This window comes from Staphylococcus sp. ACRSN (assembly GCF_022346615.1).
GTDB lineage: Bacteria > Bacillota > Bacilli > Staphylococcales > Staphylococcaceae > Staphylococcus.
Genome location: NZ_JAKRNS010000001.1, coordinates 382,632 through 398,590, shown reverse-complemented (window position 1 = coordinate 398,590; position 15,959 = coordinate 382,632). Strand labels below are relative to the sequence as shown.

10 protein-coding genes, 1 tRNA gene, 1 rRNA gene and 1 other RNA gene are annotated in these 15,959 nt (G+C 34.8%); 1 reads left to right on the top strand and 12 read right to left on the bottom strand.

Annotated features, from left to right (window positions below):
- The 12 genes from MHZ36_RS01755 to gltB form a co-directional block, all read right to left on the bottom strand.
- Positions 1-61 (bottom strand): 16S ribosomal RNA (locus tag MHZ36_RS01755); the annotation flags it as partial.
- Between the two features lie 536 nt (positions 62-597).
- Positions 598-1,194, bottom strand: a complete 597-nt coding sequence (gene recR, locus MHZ36_RS01750) for a recombination mediator RecR (protein WP_239229204.1) — start codon at positions 1,192-1,194, stop codon at positions 598-600.
- Between the two features lie 4 nt (positions 1,195-1,198).
- Positions 1,199-1,516: a YbaB/EbfC family nucleoid-associated protein gene (locus MHZ36_RS01745; protein ID WP_002484224.1), complete on the bottom strand. Its 318-nt coding sequence runs from the start codon at positions 1,514-1,516 to the stop codon at positions 1,199-1,201.
- 83 nt (positions 1,517-1,599) lie between these two features.
- Positions 1,600-3,330: a DNA polymerase III subunit gamma/tau gene (gene dnaX / locus MHZ36_RS01740; protein ID WP_239229203.1), complete on the bottom strand. Its 1,731-nt coding sequence runs from the start codon at positions 3,328-3,330 to the stop codon at positions 1,600-1,602.
- 59 nt (positions 3,331-3,389) lie between these two features.
- Entirely contained in the window at positions 3,390-3,920 is a 531-nt protein-coding gene (locus MHZ36_RS01735; RefSeq protein WP_239229202.1) for a GNAT family N-acetyltransferase, read from the bottom strand.
- A gap of 180 nt (positions 3,921-4,100) precedes the next feature.
- An RNA gene (gene ffs, locus MHZ36_RS01730) (signal recognition particle sRNA large type) lies at positions 4,101-4,369 on the bottom strand.
- A gap of 115 nt (positions 4,370-4,484) precedes the next feature.
- Entirely contained in the window at positions 4,485-5,204 is a 720-nt protein-coding gene (gene treR, locus MHZ36_RS01725) for a trehalose operon repressor (RefSeq protein WP_239229200.1), read from the bottom strand.
- Between the two features lie 26 nt (positions 5,205-5,230).
- Complete coding sequence (gene treC / locus MHZ36_RS01720) at positions 5,231-6,865, bottom strand: alpha,alpha-phosphotrehalase (RefSeq protein WP_239229199.1); 1,635 nt, start codon at positions 6,863-6,865, stop codon at positions 5,231-5,233.
- A gap of 77 nt (positions 6,866-6,942) precedes the next feature.
- On the bottom strand, positions 6,943-8,370 hold the full coding sequence (gene treP, locus MHZ36_RS01715; protein ID WP_239229198.1) for a PTS system trehalose-specific EIIBC component: 1,428 nt from the start codon (positions 8,368-8,370) through the stop codon (positions 6,943-6,945).
- Positions 8,371-8,724: 354 nt separating this feature from the next.
- A tRNA-Ser gene (locus MHZ36_RS01710) sits at positions 8,725-8,817 on the bottom strand.
- Between the two features lie 59 nt (positions 8,818-8,876).
- On the bottom strand, positions 8,877-10,340 hold the full coding sequence (locus tag MHZ36_RS01705; protein ID WP_239229197.1) for a glutamate synthase subunit beta: 1,464 nt from the start codon (positions 10,338-10,340) through the stop codon (positions 8,877-8,879).
- Positions 10,341-10,360: 20 nt separating this feature from the next.
- A complete protein-coding gene (gltB, locus tag MHZ36_RS01700; protein ID WP_239229196.1) occupies positions 10,361-14,860 on the bottom strand; it encodes a glutamate synthase large subunit in 4,500 nt (1,499 codons plus the stop codon).
- Positions 14,861-15,002: 142 nt separating this feature from the next.
- On the opposite strand from gltB, the gene gltC reads away from it, so the two are divergent.
- On the top strand, positions 15,003-15,890 hold the full coding sequence (gene gltC, locus MHZ36_RS01695; RefSeq protein ID WP_239229195.1) for a glutamate biosynthesis transcriptional regulator GltC: 888 nt from the start codon (positions 15,003-15,005) through the stop codon (positions 15,888-15,890).
- The last annotated feature ends 69 nt before the right edge of the window (positions 15,891-15,959 follow it).

Genomic DNA, 15,959 nt, shown 5'->3' with positions numbered 1-15,959 from the left:
CTTGCATGTATTAGGCACGCCGCCAGCGTTCATCCTGAGCCAGGATCAAACTCTCCATAAAAAATTATGATGTTTGATTAGCTCATAAAATACTAATTTGTGTTATCATTAACACGTTTTTGAACCAACGAATTATCGTTGTGTTCGGAATTAACGTTGACATATTGCGATTCAGTTTTCAATGTTCATTTCTTCAACACAAGAATTAATTTTACAGGTTTTGACTTATAAAAGCAAGAACTTTTTAAAATTAATTTTCGTTTATTTGTTTGAAGCGTTTTGTTTGTTTCTGTCGTTTGCTTCGTCCGACAAGTAAATACTATACACGCTTATCAAAGCTTTAACAACGCTAAAAATTACACTTTTCTACCTGTTAAAAACTTACATCCGCTTAAATAACGAACAATAAAGCTATTTTCATTTTAATAGTTTGTTATGTGGTGGTTAAGAGTAGGTTCGATGTACTTTCAAGCCCCAATATAGCCTACATTACAAACTTTGAAATAATTTACTCTTTTTTAAAATTCTCAATAAAAAATTAAAGCCACCTTCACAAGGTGGCTTTAATAAGAGTCAAATGGCTAATACTAGCATCTTTTACATTTCTGTTCGTCCCATAATTGCTTTTGATAATGTAACTTCATCTGCATATTCCAAGTCACCACCAACAGAAAGACCTTGTGCCAATCTAGTCACAGTAATACCAATTGGCTTAACAAGACGAGAAATATACATTGCTGTTGATTCACCTTCTAAATTAGGGTTCATGGCTAATATCAACTCTTTAACTTCATCATTTTTCAACCGTTCTATTAATGAAGGGATATTAATATCTTCTGGTCCAATACCATCCATAGGCGAAATCGACCCATGCAATACATGATAAAGTCCTTTATATTCCCTCATTTTTTCCATCGCAATAACATCTTTATCATCTTCTACCACACATATCACAGAACGATCTCTTTGTTTATCTTCACATATATAACAAGGATCATTTTCTGTAATATGCCCGCAAACATTACAATAGGTAAGTTCTCGTTTTACATCAACTAACGCTTTGGCAAATTGTACTACGTCATCTTCTTTCATATCTAATACATGAAACGCCAGACGTTGAGCCGTCTTCGGTCCAATGCCTGGCAGTTTCATGAAACTATCAATTAGTTTAGAAATAGGTTCTGGATAATGCATATTATCACATACCAGGAATGTTTAAGCCTTGCGTGTGCTTACCTAAACGTTCTTGTGTAAGTTCATCAGCTTTGTTCATCGCTTCATTAGTTGCAGCAATTACTAAATCTTGTAGCATTTCAATGTCATCTGGATCTACTGCTTCTTCTTTGATTTCTACATCTAAAACTTCTTTATGACCAGATACGGTAACTGTTACCATTCCGCCACCAGCTGTACCTTGTACTTTTTCTTCTTTTAACTTTTCTTGTTCTTCGCCCATTTTCTTTTGCATTTTCTGCATTTGTTTCATCATTTGTTGCATATTTCCGCCACCGCGCATAATATATCCTCCTTAAAACTTTTATATATAGTTATTAATCACTTTTAATTTATTATACATACCTTTTTATTCATTGTCATGTATCACTCTTCATCTAAGACATGCACTGTACTTTCCCCAAAAAGATCTTTTGCTTTTTGAACAACATCGACATTTTCGCTTTCGTCGCTTGATTGATCATCCGCTTCATTTGCTCGGTTTCCTTCACTCGAACTTCCTGATCCTTTTCTATTTTGAATGTATTCAGTCCTCACTCTCATCCATTGATCAGCAGGGACTCCTACAACTTTTACAGTTTTATCTATTATCTTACAGACAACATTTTCTATATTCGTTCGTTTTTCATCATCTTTATTTACAATCTCACAATGAATCTCTTCTTCTAATTTAATCAATACATGTGTTTCACTGGCAGCAACTGGCTCTGAATTCTGTAGTAAACTTACCAATGATTTCATATCATTATTTTTAGCATGATCTATAACTTCATTCCAATGATCTTTTAACAATTTAATATCATCTTTATTCGCTTTGTCTAACACTTTAGTAATTTGTTGCATTGAAAATGCATTTTTACTTTGATTATTTCTACTGTTAGAAGATTTTTTCGTTTGTTGTTGCGATGATCCACCTGTTACACCTTGAGCTTTCAGTGACTTAAGTTCATTCTCCAACTGTTCCATTCTTTGTAAAAGTACATCATTATTAGGCTCAGATGCAACACTTGTAGTAGCAACAGTCTGAATGCTTTCCGGTTGAGTTTTAATCATTTCAGCAATTTTAACTAACAGCACTTCAAAATGTACATTTTGATTAACGCTGAATCGTATAGAAACGAGTGTGTCATTAATAACATCTATCATTTTATATAGCGTATCTAAATCATAATGAAGTAGCGCGTCATACTCTACCTGTAAATTCGATGTTTTATTCATAATGGTATCCCTAACGAAGTAAATCATGTCATTTATCAATCTATTTACTTCTTTACCTTCAGATACAAATTGATGATACGTTGAAAAAGCTGCTTTTACATCACCGCTAGCCACTTCTTTAAACAGTTCATTCAATGCATTTGCATCAACACTACCAGTTACATTCAATGCATCTTGCAATGTTAAGTGTTCATCTCCAAATGCAATTGCTTGATCCATAATACTTAAAGCGTCCCTCATACCACCTTCAGATGCTTTCGCGACAAATTCAAGCGCATCCTCGTCGTATTCTATAGACTGAGATTGTGCTACAAATCTTAATCGATCTACAATCTCATCTTGACCAATCGCCTTAAAATCAAAACGTTGTGCTCTTGAAATAATTGTTGGAGGTATTTTATGTGGTTCAGTTGTAGCTAAGATAAATATGGCATGTGCTGGTGGTTCTTCTAATGTTTTTAACAACGCATTAAATGCACCAGTTGTTAGCATATGCACTTCATCTATAATATAGACTTTGAATTTCGATTCACTCGGAGCATATTTAACTTTATCTCTAATATTTCGAATTTCATCTACACCATTGTTACTCGCTGCATCTATCTCTATAACATCTGAATTCGTACCTCTTGTAATTCCCTTACAAATCGCACATTCATTACAAGGTTCACCATCAGAACGCTCTAAACAGTTAATTGCTTTAGCAAATACTTTTGCGATACTTGTTTTTCCTGTTCCTCTTGGACCACTAAAAATATAAGCATGCGACTGTTTGTCTTTAGAAATCGCATTGCGTAATGTTTTTGTTACATGTTCTTGTCCCACTACATCATCAAAACTTTGCGGACGAAACATTCTATATAATGCTTGATAATTCACTTTCGCACCTCCAATAGCGTTCAACAATTATTATACATTGTAATGTAGCATTGTGAACATCATTTAAATGCATCCGAGTATACTACTGTACCATTTGGTCTATCAATAAGCTGATCCCATAAAAATTTCACCATAAAGTATTCAGACGGTACATTAAAAGGACTAATAATGTCATATGCTTTAGCTTCTTCATACCCAAATCTACTATAATAGTTCGGATCACCCAACACGATAATCGTTGTATAATCCAATGCCTTCACACGCTCTTCAACTGCTTGAATCAATGCTTTACCCAAGCCTTTTTTTCGGTATTCAGGCACCACCGATAATGGCGCTAAAGCCAACGCTGTATAAGATTTTGTGTCATTTACAATTTTAATTTCTGAAAGCATAATATGCCCTACAACATCGCCGTTTTCATTTTTTGCAACAACTTCTAATTCATAATTGTATTCTGGTGACTCTCTTAATCTCACCACTAATTCTTGTTCATCGTGATTCGATTCGACCACATCTTCAAATGCAGTTTTTATCGCTTGTAAACTAGTGTCATAATCATTTTCTGTTAAAGAACTCAAATAAATTTGCATTGGCGCCTCCTCTTAGCTAAACCATAAATAAATTGTTTCAATAACACCTTTTATTCTTTATCCAAATCATTTTTAATCTTAACAAAGTATTGCTTATATTTTAATATAAAAAAAGAGTGACTGCTATTAAAAGACAAGTCACTCATTATATATATTCAAAACGTTATATTAATAATAAAGCCGTGCACCTTTGCTTCGAGTGTGTATCATAAACGTTACCAAAGTCGACAGCTAAATCTCGGCAACCCTACGGCACATACGATGATCCACTTAATGCTGCTTCCGTCAGGACCTGACATGATTCATGGGTTCATATTGCATAGGACCGAAACCTTCAAACACTACGTGCTTCGGGCTGCTTCACAAAAACACAACCTTAGCAAAGGAATTAAGTCTCGCATAAAGCGGATTTCGAGTACAGGGAACCGCTACCTCCCCACCTAGCACGGCAAAATATATCATACTATAATTTAACACTTAAATGCAAGTATAAGCTTATATTCATTATATTATTTTAATTGAATTCTTTTTCGTATCTTAACTAAAGCGCGTACTCAAAACTGCTCAACGCCTTCTTGAAAAATCATTAAATTTAAAATCTGTTGCTAAATGGCGCGAAATATTATATTGAAATTTGGTTGTATCTTCAAAATGAACAATACCTCTAACCGTTGCAGTATATGGTACAACATAATCACCAAATATTTGATATTCTAAAGCGCCAAATGATTCAAAGGTAATCGACTTGTTTGAGTAACTAATAACTAAATTCAAATCTTGTTCTATATATGCATACAAAGATTGACGTGCAATTCTTTTGGTTATATTTGGAACAAGCGCTTCAATCAAGTAATCTTCATCAATGATTTTTACTTGTCCATTAATTTTTCTCGTACGCACTAAATGCCACAACCATGTATTTGAACTAATTTCCAATGCTTCTTTGACATTGGGAACTTCACTTGCAGTTATACGTTCTAATACCTCTACCTCGGTTTCATGCTCTAAACCTAAGCCTTTTTGCACTTCACTAAAACTAATTAAATCTGAAAACGGAAATTCGGTTAAACCCTGGTAAATAACAATCGAACCTTTCCCCCGAATTTTTTGTATCATTCCGTCTCTCACTAATAAATTCAAAGCTTTGCGCACCGTTTCACGTGACGCTTGGTATTGTTCTACTAATTCATTTTCTGATGGTATTTGAGTCCCATAAACTAATTTCTCTTCTAAGATGTCTTTACGAAGTGTTTCATATATCGTAATAAATTTTTTTTGTACCATTTCGCCCACTCACTTACCTTTTAAAATTACTGTTTTAGTACGATAGCGCCGTATCCAGTGATATGACCTTCACTTATTTCACCATTTGCTATTATAATTTCACCTTCTAATTTAATTTCTGATGGTATTTCACATGTTTCTTTAGAAAAATTAGCTATAACCAACCATGTTTCTTTATTATAATGACGTTTATATATGAACAAGTCATTATGTTCCATATGCATCGGCTCAATACTACCATATGTTATAATATCATGCTCATGTCTCAGAGCTATCAATTTTCTATACGTATGCAACACAGAATCTTTGTCATTAATTGCATCTTCTACATTTATACTTTGATAATTACTTGGAATATCAATCCATGGCTTCCCTGTAGTAAAACCTGCATTGGATTCACGCGACCATTGTACAGGTGTTCTTGAATTGTCTCGTGACTTCTGACTCAATATTTCAATGATTTCACTTTCTTTGATACCTTGTTCCTTCATATTATGATATGCATTTAGCGATTCTATGTCTCGATATTGGTTAATATCATTAAAATGTGGATCTGTCATTCCTATTTCTTCACCTTGATAAATATAAGGTGTACCTTGGAGCATATGCAAGACTGTAGCTAACATTTTAGCACTTTCTCTGTGTGTATCAGGCGTCGTGTCATCACCAAATCTTGTCACCACTCTTGGTTGATCATGATTGCACCAGAATATTGCATTCCAACCACCACCTTCATAAATGCCAAGTTGCCACTCCATCAATATTTCCTTCAACTTATGAAAATCAAGTTTTGAATTCGTCCATTTTTCACCATCTACATAATCCACTTTTAAATGATGAAAATTAAAAACACTGCTCAGTTCCTGTCGCTTGGGATTCGAATATTTAATACAATCTTCTATCGTCGTCGAAGACATTTCCCCAACAGTCATCATTTCTCGATTACCAAATGTATATTGATTCATTTCATGGAGATATTCATGAACTTTAGGGCCATCAGTATAAAATTCCTTACCTATATACTTCGAATCTTTAAACTCTCCTTTGGAAATCAGGTTGATTACATCGAATCTAAATCCATCTACACCAAAATCAATCCAATAATTAATCACATCATACAAAGCTTTTCTCACTTCAGGATTGTCCCAATTCAAATCTGCTTGTGTCACGTCGAAAAGATGCAAATAATATTCCTCTGTTTCAGCATCATACTTCCATGCATTACCGCCAAATTTAGATTCCCAGTTTGTCGGTGGTTTACTATCTGCTGAACGTCTAAAGAAATAATAATCTCTGTATGGACTGTTCTTATCTGTATACGCTTGTTTAAACCATTCGTGTTCAGTAGACGTATGATTGATAACAATATCCATCATAATCTTCAAATTACGTTTATGTGCTTCTGACACCAGCATTTGCAAGTCTTCAATCGTTCCAAATTGTTCGTTAATCTTATAATAGTTACTAATATCATAGCCATTATCATTCATTGGCGATTCATATACTGGAGTTAGCCATAAATAATCAACACCTAAATATTGTAAATAATCTAATTTTTCTATAATTCCTTGTAAATCTCCCTGACCACTACCTGTTGTATCATTAAATGATTTAGGATAAATTTGATAGACTACCGATTTTCTCCAATCTTTCTGTTCCATATTAAAGACCACCTTAATTTAATATTTTAAAAACTCGCTAATTGATTTTAGCGAGTTTAATTGTTGACTGTCACACCTTATTCATCGACAAGTTCTTTCGTTTCTTCTTTACTAAATCTAGATAAGAAGATAGTAAGGATAAATGGTACGCAAATCGCTATAATGATACAGATACCGTAAACTAGCCAATATTCTTTCTGTATTGAAATAATTGCCGGTACACCGCCGACACCTACATTACCTAAAACTCTATTCGCTCCTATAATCGCTCCTAAAACACCAGACGTAATAATAGATGCAAGAAATGGATATTTTAGTGGTAAATTCACTCCAAACATTGCTGGCTCTGTAACACCTAAAAATCCTGAAATACCTGAAGTCATCGCCAAACCTTGTTCTTTGCCCATGCTTCTTTTTTTATAAATATACCAAGCACCAAACGCCGCTGAACCTTGACATATATTTGAGATAGCAAGTATTGGCCATAAATAAGTGCCGCCAAGTTTACTTCCCATCAATTGGAAATCTACAGCTAAAAACATATGGTGCAAACCAGTAATAACAAGCGGCGCATAGAATAAACCATATATGGCGCCACCTAACCAACCTGCATGTTCAAATACAAACGTTACACCAGTTGTTATACCAGTTCCAAGCCACAGTGCAATTGGTCCTATAATAATAAATGACAAGAACCCAGTTATCAATAATGCAATCGGCCCTACAACTAACATTTTAATAGAGTCATGAACAACTTTATTTAAGCCTTTTTCTATCTGAGCTAATACATAAGATGCGAGCAAGATTGGTAATACTTGTCCTTGGTAATTCAATTGTTTAATTTCTAACCCAAAGATGTGCCAAGTTGGTATATGACCTTTAGCAATATCATATTGTGACACTAATTGTGGATTCATCAGTACTAAACCTAGTACTAAACCTAGTATTTGACTACCACCAAACACTCTCATACTACTCCAACCAATGAGCGCCGGTAAGAAAATAAATGCAGTGCTCGCTATAACATTTATAATATTCGAGAAATCACCGAGTTGCGGAAACTGTTCTACTAATGGTTTAGGTCCAAACAATCCCTTCATCGTCAGTAGATTGTTTATCCCCATTAATAAACCTGCAGTAACGATAGCTGGCAAAATCGGAATAAATATATCCCCCAATAATTTAATCAATCTTTGTATCGGGTTCCCTTTTTTAGCTGCCGCTGACTTTGCATCTTCTTTTGAAGCTTCAGTAGTTCCTGTGACTTCAACGAACTGCTTATAAACTTCATCTACTGTACCAGGACCAATAACAATTTGGTATTGATTATCTGCCTTAAACTGTCCTTTAACTAAGTCATTATTGCTCAGTCTATCTTTGTCTACTTTATCATCATCTTTCAAGACTAATCTTAAGCGTGTGACACAATGCGTCGCTGTGTCCAAATTATCTTTGCCCCCAACCGCTTCGACTATATCCTCTACATCTTTCTTTTTAACAGCCATGATGATCCACTCCCTACGTTTTATGATTAACAAAATTATAACTTGTCTATACAAGTTTTGTAAAGGCTTTCATAAAATGTTTTACAATATCCTTATTCTACATTTTCATTTAGCATTGAAAAAATTGTGCGATCATCATACTTATCTATCCCTATTTAGCAAACTATACTTACTATCTCTTAAAATCAAAAGCATATGTAAAATCATTAACGCGAAAATTCACAATATATAGCTATGATCAAACTTGCACCAACCTTTATTTGCCGCAAATTACTTTCAGACATAAAAAAACAACACTCAATCAATGATTGAGTGTTGTTTAAATCTATTTATTAGTCTTGGTTTTAAAAATAATGGCGGAGGAAGAGGGATTCGAACCCCCGCGGGCCGTTAAGCCCCTGTCGGTTTTCAAGACCGATCCCTTCAGCCGGACTTGGGTATTCCTCCATAACGAACACAATAAATATAATATTATAGCTCGTCATAAATGTCAAACATTTTTTATATTACACCAACGTTTTTTCTTTCAAATATTCATCAACTGAATTCGCTACTGCTCTACCTTCTTGAATCGCCCACACAACTAGACTTTGTCCTCTACGCGCATCACCCGCTGCAAATATATGTGGTTGGTTTGTTCTAAAGTCTTTGTTATCAGCTACAATTTTATTACGCTCAGTCTGAATATCAAACGCATGTGGCACCGTAGTTTCTGTACCAATAAAACCAATAGATAGTAATACTAAATCAGCTGGCCAATGACGTTCCGTACCGTCAACTACAACCATACCATCTTCTGTTTCTTCTAATATTTGAGTATAAACGCCTTTAATATTTCCAATATGGTCTACATCATAACGCATAGTTTGCACACCATAAGCACGTGGTTCAAACCCAAATCTCGATTTGTATTCTTTATGAGCATAATCCATTTTAAATACTGGCATAGCCAATGGCCAATACGTATTTTCATCAAATTCAATTTCTTCTGGTTGCTTCGTATATTTATTAAACTGAACAATTGATTTACAATTTTCACGTAGTGCACTCGCAACACAGTCTGCACCAGTATCACCCGCACCGATGACAATTACATTTTTACCTTCAGCTGTAATTGTTGGCTCGCTTAATTCGCCATTTAACACTTGTGCTTGTTCTGTTAAATAATCCATAGCAAAGTGAATGCCTTGACCCATGCGTCCTTCTAATGGTAAATCTCTTGCATTTTGTGAACCTGTACATAAAATAATTGCATCATGTCGTTCATTTAATGCTTCTCTACTAATATCGACACCAATTTCAGTATCTGTTACAAATTTAATACCAGATGCTTCCATAATTTGAATTCTACGTCGAATTACATCTTTATCTAATTTCATGTTAGGTATACCATACATTAATAAACCACCAGCTTCGTGTGCACGTTCGTATACTGTAACATTATAACCTAATTTATTAAGTTCATCCGCGGCAGTCAACCCTGCTGGTCCACTTCCAACAATGGCAACTGTTTCACTTTTTCGTTCATTCGGAATTGTAGGTTGCACCCAACCATTTTCATATGCTTCATCAATAATTGTTCGCTCTATACCTTTAATAGCTACTGAGTCACGATTAATTTTCATTACACATGATTGTTCACATGGTGCTGGACAAACTCGTCCTGTAAATTCAGGGAAGTTATTTGTTTCACTCAGACGCTCATATGCACCTTTAAAATCTTGTCTATATACAAGATCATTCCATTCAGGAATATAATTTCCAATAGGACACCCTATCGTTTCTCTACCAAACGGTTCTCCCGTTTGGCAAAATGGCGTACCGCAATCCATACAACGCGCCCCTTGTTCGGCTGCTTCTTCATTGGTAAACCTTTGTTGGAAAGCATCGTGATTATTTAAACGATCAACTAATGATAATTCATGTAGTTGTTGTTTGTCATAATTCATAAATCCTTTGAATTCACCCATGATAATTCCCCCCTCTATGATTAGTAAACGGCACTCAATTGTTGTTCTGATTCAATATTTGTGCGTTTGTCGTTAAAGGCTTTTAATAAAGCTTCGTCTAATTGACTTGAACTGCGTTTTTGTAAATCAATTTTTTGCATCATTAATTTATAGTCTTTAGGTATTACTTTCACAACTTTACTCGCAATATTATCAAAATCAGCTAAGATTTCTTTAGCCTTTGTACTATCTGTATATTTGACGTGTGCCTCTAACATTTCTTTTAATACTGAACGTTCTTCTTCAACTGTAATTGCATCAAAATCTAATGTATCTAGTTCATGTTCTTTTTTAAATTGTTTTACATTTGAAGGGAAGATATAACTTACTCCACCACTCATACCTTGACCAAAGTTTTTACCAACATCACCAAGTATTACAATACGACCACCAGTCATATATTCTAATCCGTGATCTCCAATACCTTCAACGACAGCTTGAACACCACTATTACGAATACAGAAACGCTCACCCGCTTTACCATTGATAAATGCCTTACCTTCAGATGCACCATAGAAACATACATTACCTGCTATTATTTCTTTTTCGCGTTGATTATTAGGAGCATTGATAATAATTTTACCTCCGGACAATCCTTTACCAACATAATCATTGGCGTCACCTGTATGATGTACTGTAAATCCTTTTGGCGTATATGCAGCTAAACTTTGTCCAGCATGACCAGTAGTCTTGGCATAAATCGTATCTTCAGGTAATCCTTCTGTTCCATGTGCATTTGTAATCGCACTACCAGTTATTACACCGACGTCACGTTGTTCATTGTTTAATATATATTCACCAGTGAATGATGTTCCCTGTTCAATTGCTGTTTTAGCTTCTGGATATAATCTTGTCATATCAAGACTTACATCCAAATGATGATTTTGTTCAATTTTCTTAAAGCGATCACCTTCATGTTGATATAGTAACGCTTCAACATTCATTGCAGCAGCTTTCGGACGACGTGAAGCTAAATTAGTTGTACGTTGTAGTAAATCTGTTCGACCGATTAATTCTTCAACAGATTTCAATCCTAATTCAGCTAAGATTTCTCTCAATTCTTCAGCGACAAAATGCATGAAGTTTACGACATGATCTGCACGACCATTATATAACGCACGTAAATCTTGGTTTTGAGTCGCAATACCAACCGGACATGTATCCTTATGACATACACGCATCATGATACAACCCAATACTACAAGTGGAGCAGTAGCGAAACCGAATTCTTCTGCACCTAATGCACAAGCATAAGCAACGTCTTTACCTGTCAGCAATTTACCATCTGTTTCGACTTTCACTCTTGATCTTAAATCATTCATCATAAGTGTTTGATGTGTTTCAGCAAGTCCAATCTCCCATGGGACACCAGCATGTTGAATACTTGTCTTAGGAGAAGCACCTGTACCACCATCATATCCACTGATAACGATCTTATCTGCATAAGCTTTTGCAACACCTGCAGCAATCGTACCAACACCTGTCTTAGACACAAGTTTCACTGTAATATTGGCTTCTTTATTAGCATTTTTTAAATCGTGAATCAACTGTGCTAAATCTTCTATTGAATAGATATCATGATGTGGTGGCGGAGAAATCAATCCAATACCAGGTGTTGAACCCCTTACTTCAGCAATCCATGGATAGACTTTTGTACCTGGTAATTGTCCACCTTCACCTGGCTTAGCCCCTTGAGCAACTTTAATTTGAATTTCTTTTGCATGTTGCAAGTAATCACTCGTGACACCAAATCTACCTGATGCAACTTGTTTAATAGCACTAGAATGATTTCGACCTTCGTCATCAATCGTATAACGTTCTGGGTTCTCTCCACCTTCACCACTATTACTCTTACCACCCATGCGATTCATCGCTTCTGCTAATGTTTGATGTGCTTCTTCAGAGATAGAACCATAACTCATCGCTCCTGTATTAAAACGTTTTACGATATCACTTGCTGGTTCTACTTGGCTTATATCTATAGGTGATTGCGTTTTAAATTCCATTAAATGACGTATATGGTCGGTACGTTTATGATTTACATCAGTTGAAAATTGCTTGAATTTTGCATAGTCATTTGAACGACAAGCATGTTGTAACAAATGAATTGAAGTTGGATTAAAGGCATGATGTTGACCTTGTTGACGCCATTGGAACGTACTTCCAGACTCTATATATTCACTTTTTGGTTTCTGTCTTTCTTTATTTTCCCGATCTATCATATGAATGGATATACCGGACAATTTAGATTGTGTACCTGTAAAATATTTATCGATAACTTCATCAGACAAGCCAATTGCTTCAAAAATTTGTGCACCTTGATAACTTTGAACAGTCGAAATACCCATTTTTGCCATGACTTTAATAACACCTTCAGATAAAGTATCTGTATACGCTTGTACATTTTCCGCTACTTCACCTTCAATACGTTGCTTCAACACCAATTGTTCTATTGTTCTCTGTGCTAAATAAGGTACAACGGCATTTGCGCCATAGCCTAATAAACAAGCAACGTGATGCACTTCTCTCGTTTCTCCAGATAAAGCTACAAGACTTGTACGCATACGTAGTCCTTCTCTTATCAATAACTGATGTATGTGACTTAAAGCCAATAACATAGGCATCGCATAACCATCTTCTGTTTCCAACACACGATCATCTAGCACCAAAATTTCATTTCCATCTTTGACTGCACGAATTGCTTGTGAACCTAATGCATCAAGTGCCATTTCTAAATCTTCACGATATATAGTCGAAAGATGTTTTACATTAAATCTACTATTTTCAATAGCGTCTAATTGAGCTTCCGTGATGACTGGTTTTTTAAGTTGTATTCTATTTAAGACGTCTTCATTTGGATCCAATAAGTTACCTTCACTTCCTAGATAACTTAATTCACTCGTTACTATTTTTTCACGATAAGCGTCAATAGGTGGGTTCGTAACTTGTGCAAACAATTGTTTAAAGTAATTAAACAATGTTTCATCTTTTTCGTTCAATACCGCAATGGGTACATCATAGCCCATCGCACCAATTGGATCCTTCTTACTTTCCACTAATTCAGTCATGTATTTGTCCATTTCTTCCTTAGTATAAACAAATTGTTTTTGCAATTTAGTTAATGTTTCTTCATTCCATTTAGAAGATTCATATTTTACTTGGTCTAATTTTAAGTCTACTGAAAATTGTTCAAGCCAACTTTCATACGGTAATTCATCTGCAATACGTGTTTTCAATTCATTATTTTCAATGACTTTATTTTCTTTAAAGTCTACTAATAATAATTTTCCAGGATTCAATTGACCCTTATAAGCAACTTCTTCTTCTGGTACATCAATCACACCTACTTCGGATGAAAAGACAATATAATTATCATTCGTAATTGTATAACGCCCTGGACGCAATCCATTTCTATCTGTTAATGCACCAATTTTATCGCCATTACAAAACGAAATCATTGTAGGTCCATCCCACGGTTCCATTAAATAACTATAGAATTCATAAAACGCACGAACATTGGCATCGTTAGCTTTATTATATAGCCATGGTTCTGGAATCATTAACATCGCTGCACGTTCAGGTTCCATTGCTAATGATAAAAACTCTAACGCATTATCTACTATTGCAGAGTCACTGCCATCTTCATCAACAATTTCTTTCACTTTGTTTTTTTCATCACCGAAAACCGTTTCGATTAATTCGTTTTGTCTTGCTCTCATCCAATTAACATTACCTTTAATCGTATTGATTTCACCATTGTGCATCAACAATCTATTAGGATGTGCACGTTTCCAACTAGGAAATGTATTAGTACTAAATCTTGAATGTACGAGCCCCAATTTAGAAACATAAGTTTCATTGTTTAAATCTAAATATAGTGCTTTGATTTGATCGGAACGTAACCAACCTTTATAGACAATTGTTCTATTAGACAAACTAGTAAAATATAAATCCAAATCTTGTTGATTTGCATAATTTTCGATTTGTTTACGAGCTAAAAATAGCATGCGTTCTACATGTGAAACATCATTTAAAGATACAAATACCTGCTGAATATGCGGCATCGTAGCTGCAACGTGTGGTGCAATCGCTGTTACATCTACCGGTACATCTCTGTAGCCAATTACTGATAAGCCTTCCGCTTCAAAATGTGCATTAAATTGCGCTTCATGTTTCGAACCAGCTATTTTCTCTTTTGCAAAAAACATACCAACTGCATAATGCCCCTCTTCAGGCAATTCTAAATCTATATTTTTTGAAAAATAGTCGTACGGTACTTCAGTCATGATACCTGCGCCATCACCCGTCACGCCATCAGCACCTACGCCACCACGATGGTCCAATCTACGCAACATTTCTAATGATTTTTCAACTATATCATGATTTCTTTTATTATCCATATTGGCATAAAATCCTATACCACATGCATCATGTTCCTCACGACTATCATATAAGCCCAATTTTTTATTATATTCGAGCATGATGTTCACCTCTTTTACGAAAATTCTGAATATTAAATTAAGTAAGTAAACTATATAGCAGTTGATTAATCTGTTCAATATATAAATTAGATGATATCATTCTAATTATTAGAACAATAGTTAATTAATGGGGGATTAAATATTGGAGATCAAGCAATTAAAGTATTTTATAGAAGTAGCTAAACGGGAGCATTTATCTGAGGCAGCACTCGAATTAGACATTGCACAATCAGCAATTAGTAGACAAATCACACAATTAGAAGAAGAACTACAAGTCACTTTATTCAAAAGAGAAGGTCGTAATATTTATTTAACAGATTCGGGTAAACAATTATTTGCAGAAGCTACAAAAATAATTGATCAATTGGACGAAACGAAACGTTTATTTCATAAACAATCTCGATCAAATCATTTTATTATTCGAATTGGTTATGTCGAAAGTTATATCTCTCAAGTGTTAACTTTATTAATTCAGTCCTTTGAAAATCAAAGCGAATCCATCATCGAACCAATACTAATGGAAGAAGAAGAAATTATAAGTGCCTTATTAACTGATCAAATCGATATCGGCTTTACCGACCTAACACATACCATTAAACAAAATCCAAGGCTAAAGATCAATCCGTTATTCGAAGAAAACTATCATATATATGCACCCAAAGACGATCCCATCACAATGGCTACTAATCCGCCATTAGTTCAGTTTTCAAATAAATCAATTTACGAACTCTATGCATTACCCAATAGTATTAAACAAATTTTAAGTAAAGTACTCGAAAAACCCATTCAAACCGTTACACATCCACAGTTGGCTCAATATTTATTAAATCATGAACGCGGTTATATTATCACAGCAACGTATCATTTCTTAGACCGGAATCCAACAAAGTGGGTTGATATTCCGCTTAATCATACAGAGCTCAAAAGAACCATTTGTAGTGTTACGAGAACAGATAATAGAAAAAATGATATCCAACTGATGCAGTCTACAATTGATCAGCTGCTTAGTCGTAGTGCAACTTATCATTAATTTATATAACTGAAATGAGAAACATATAAATCTTTGAATTCATATTTTCATGGGCGTATAATCACATTG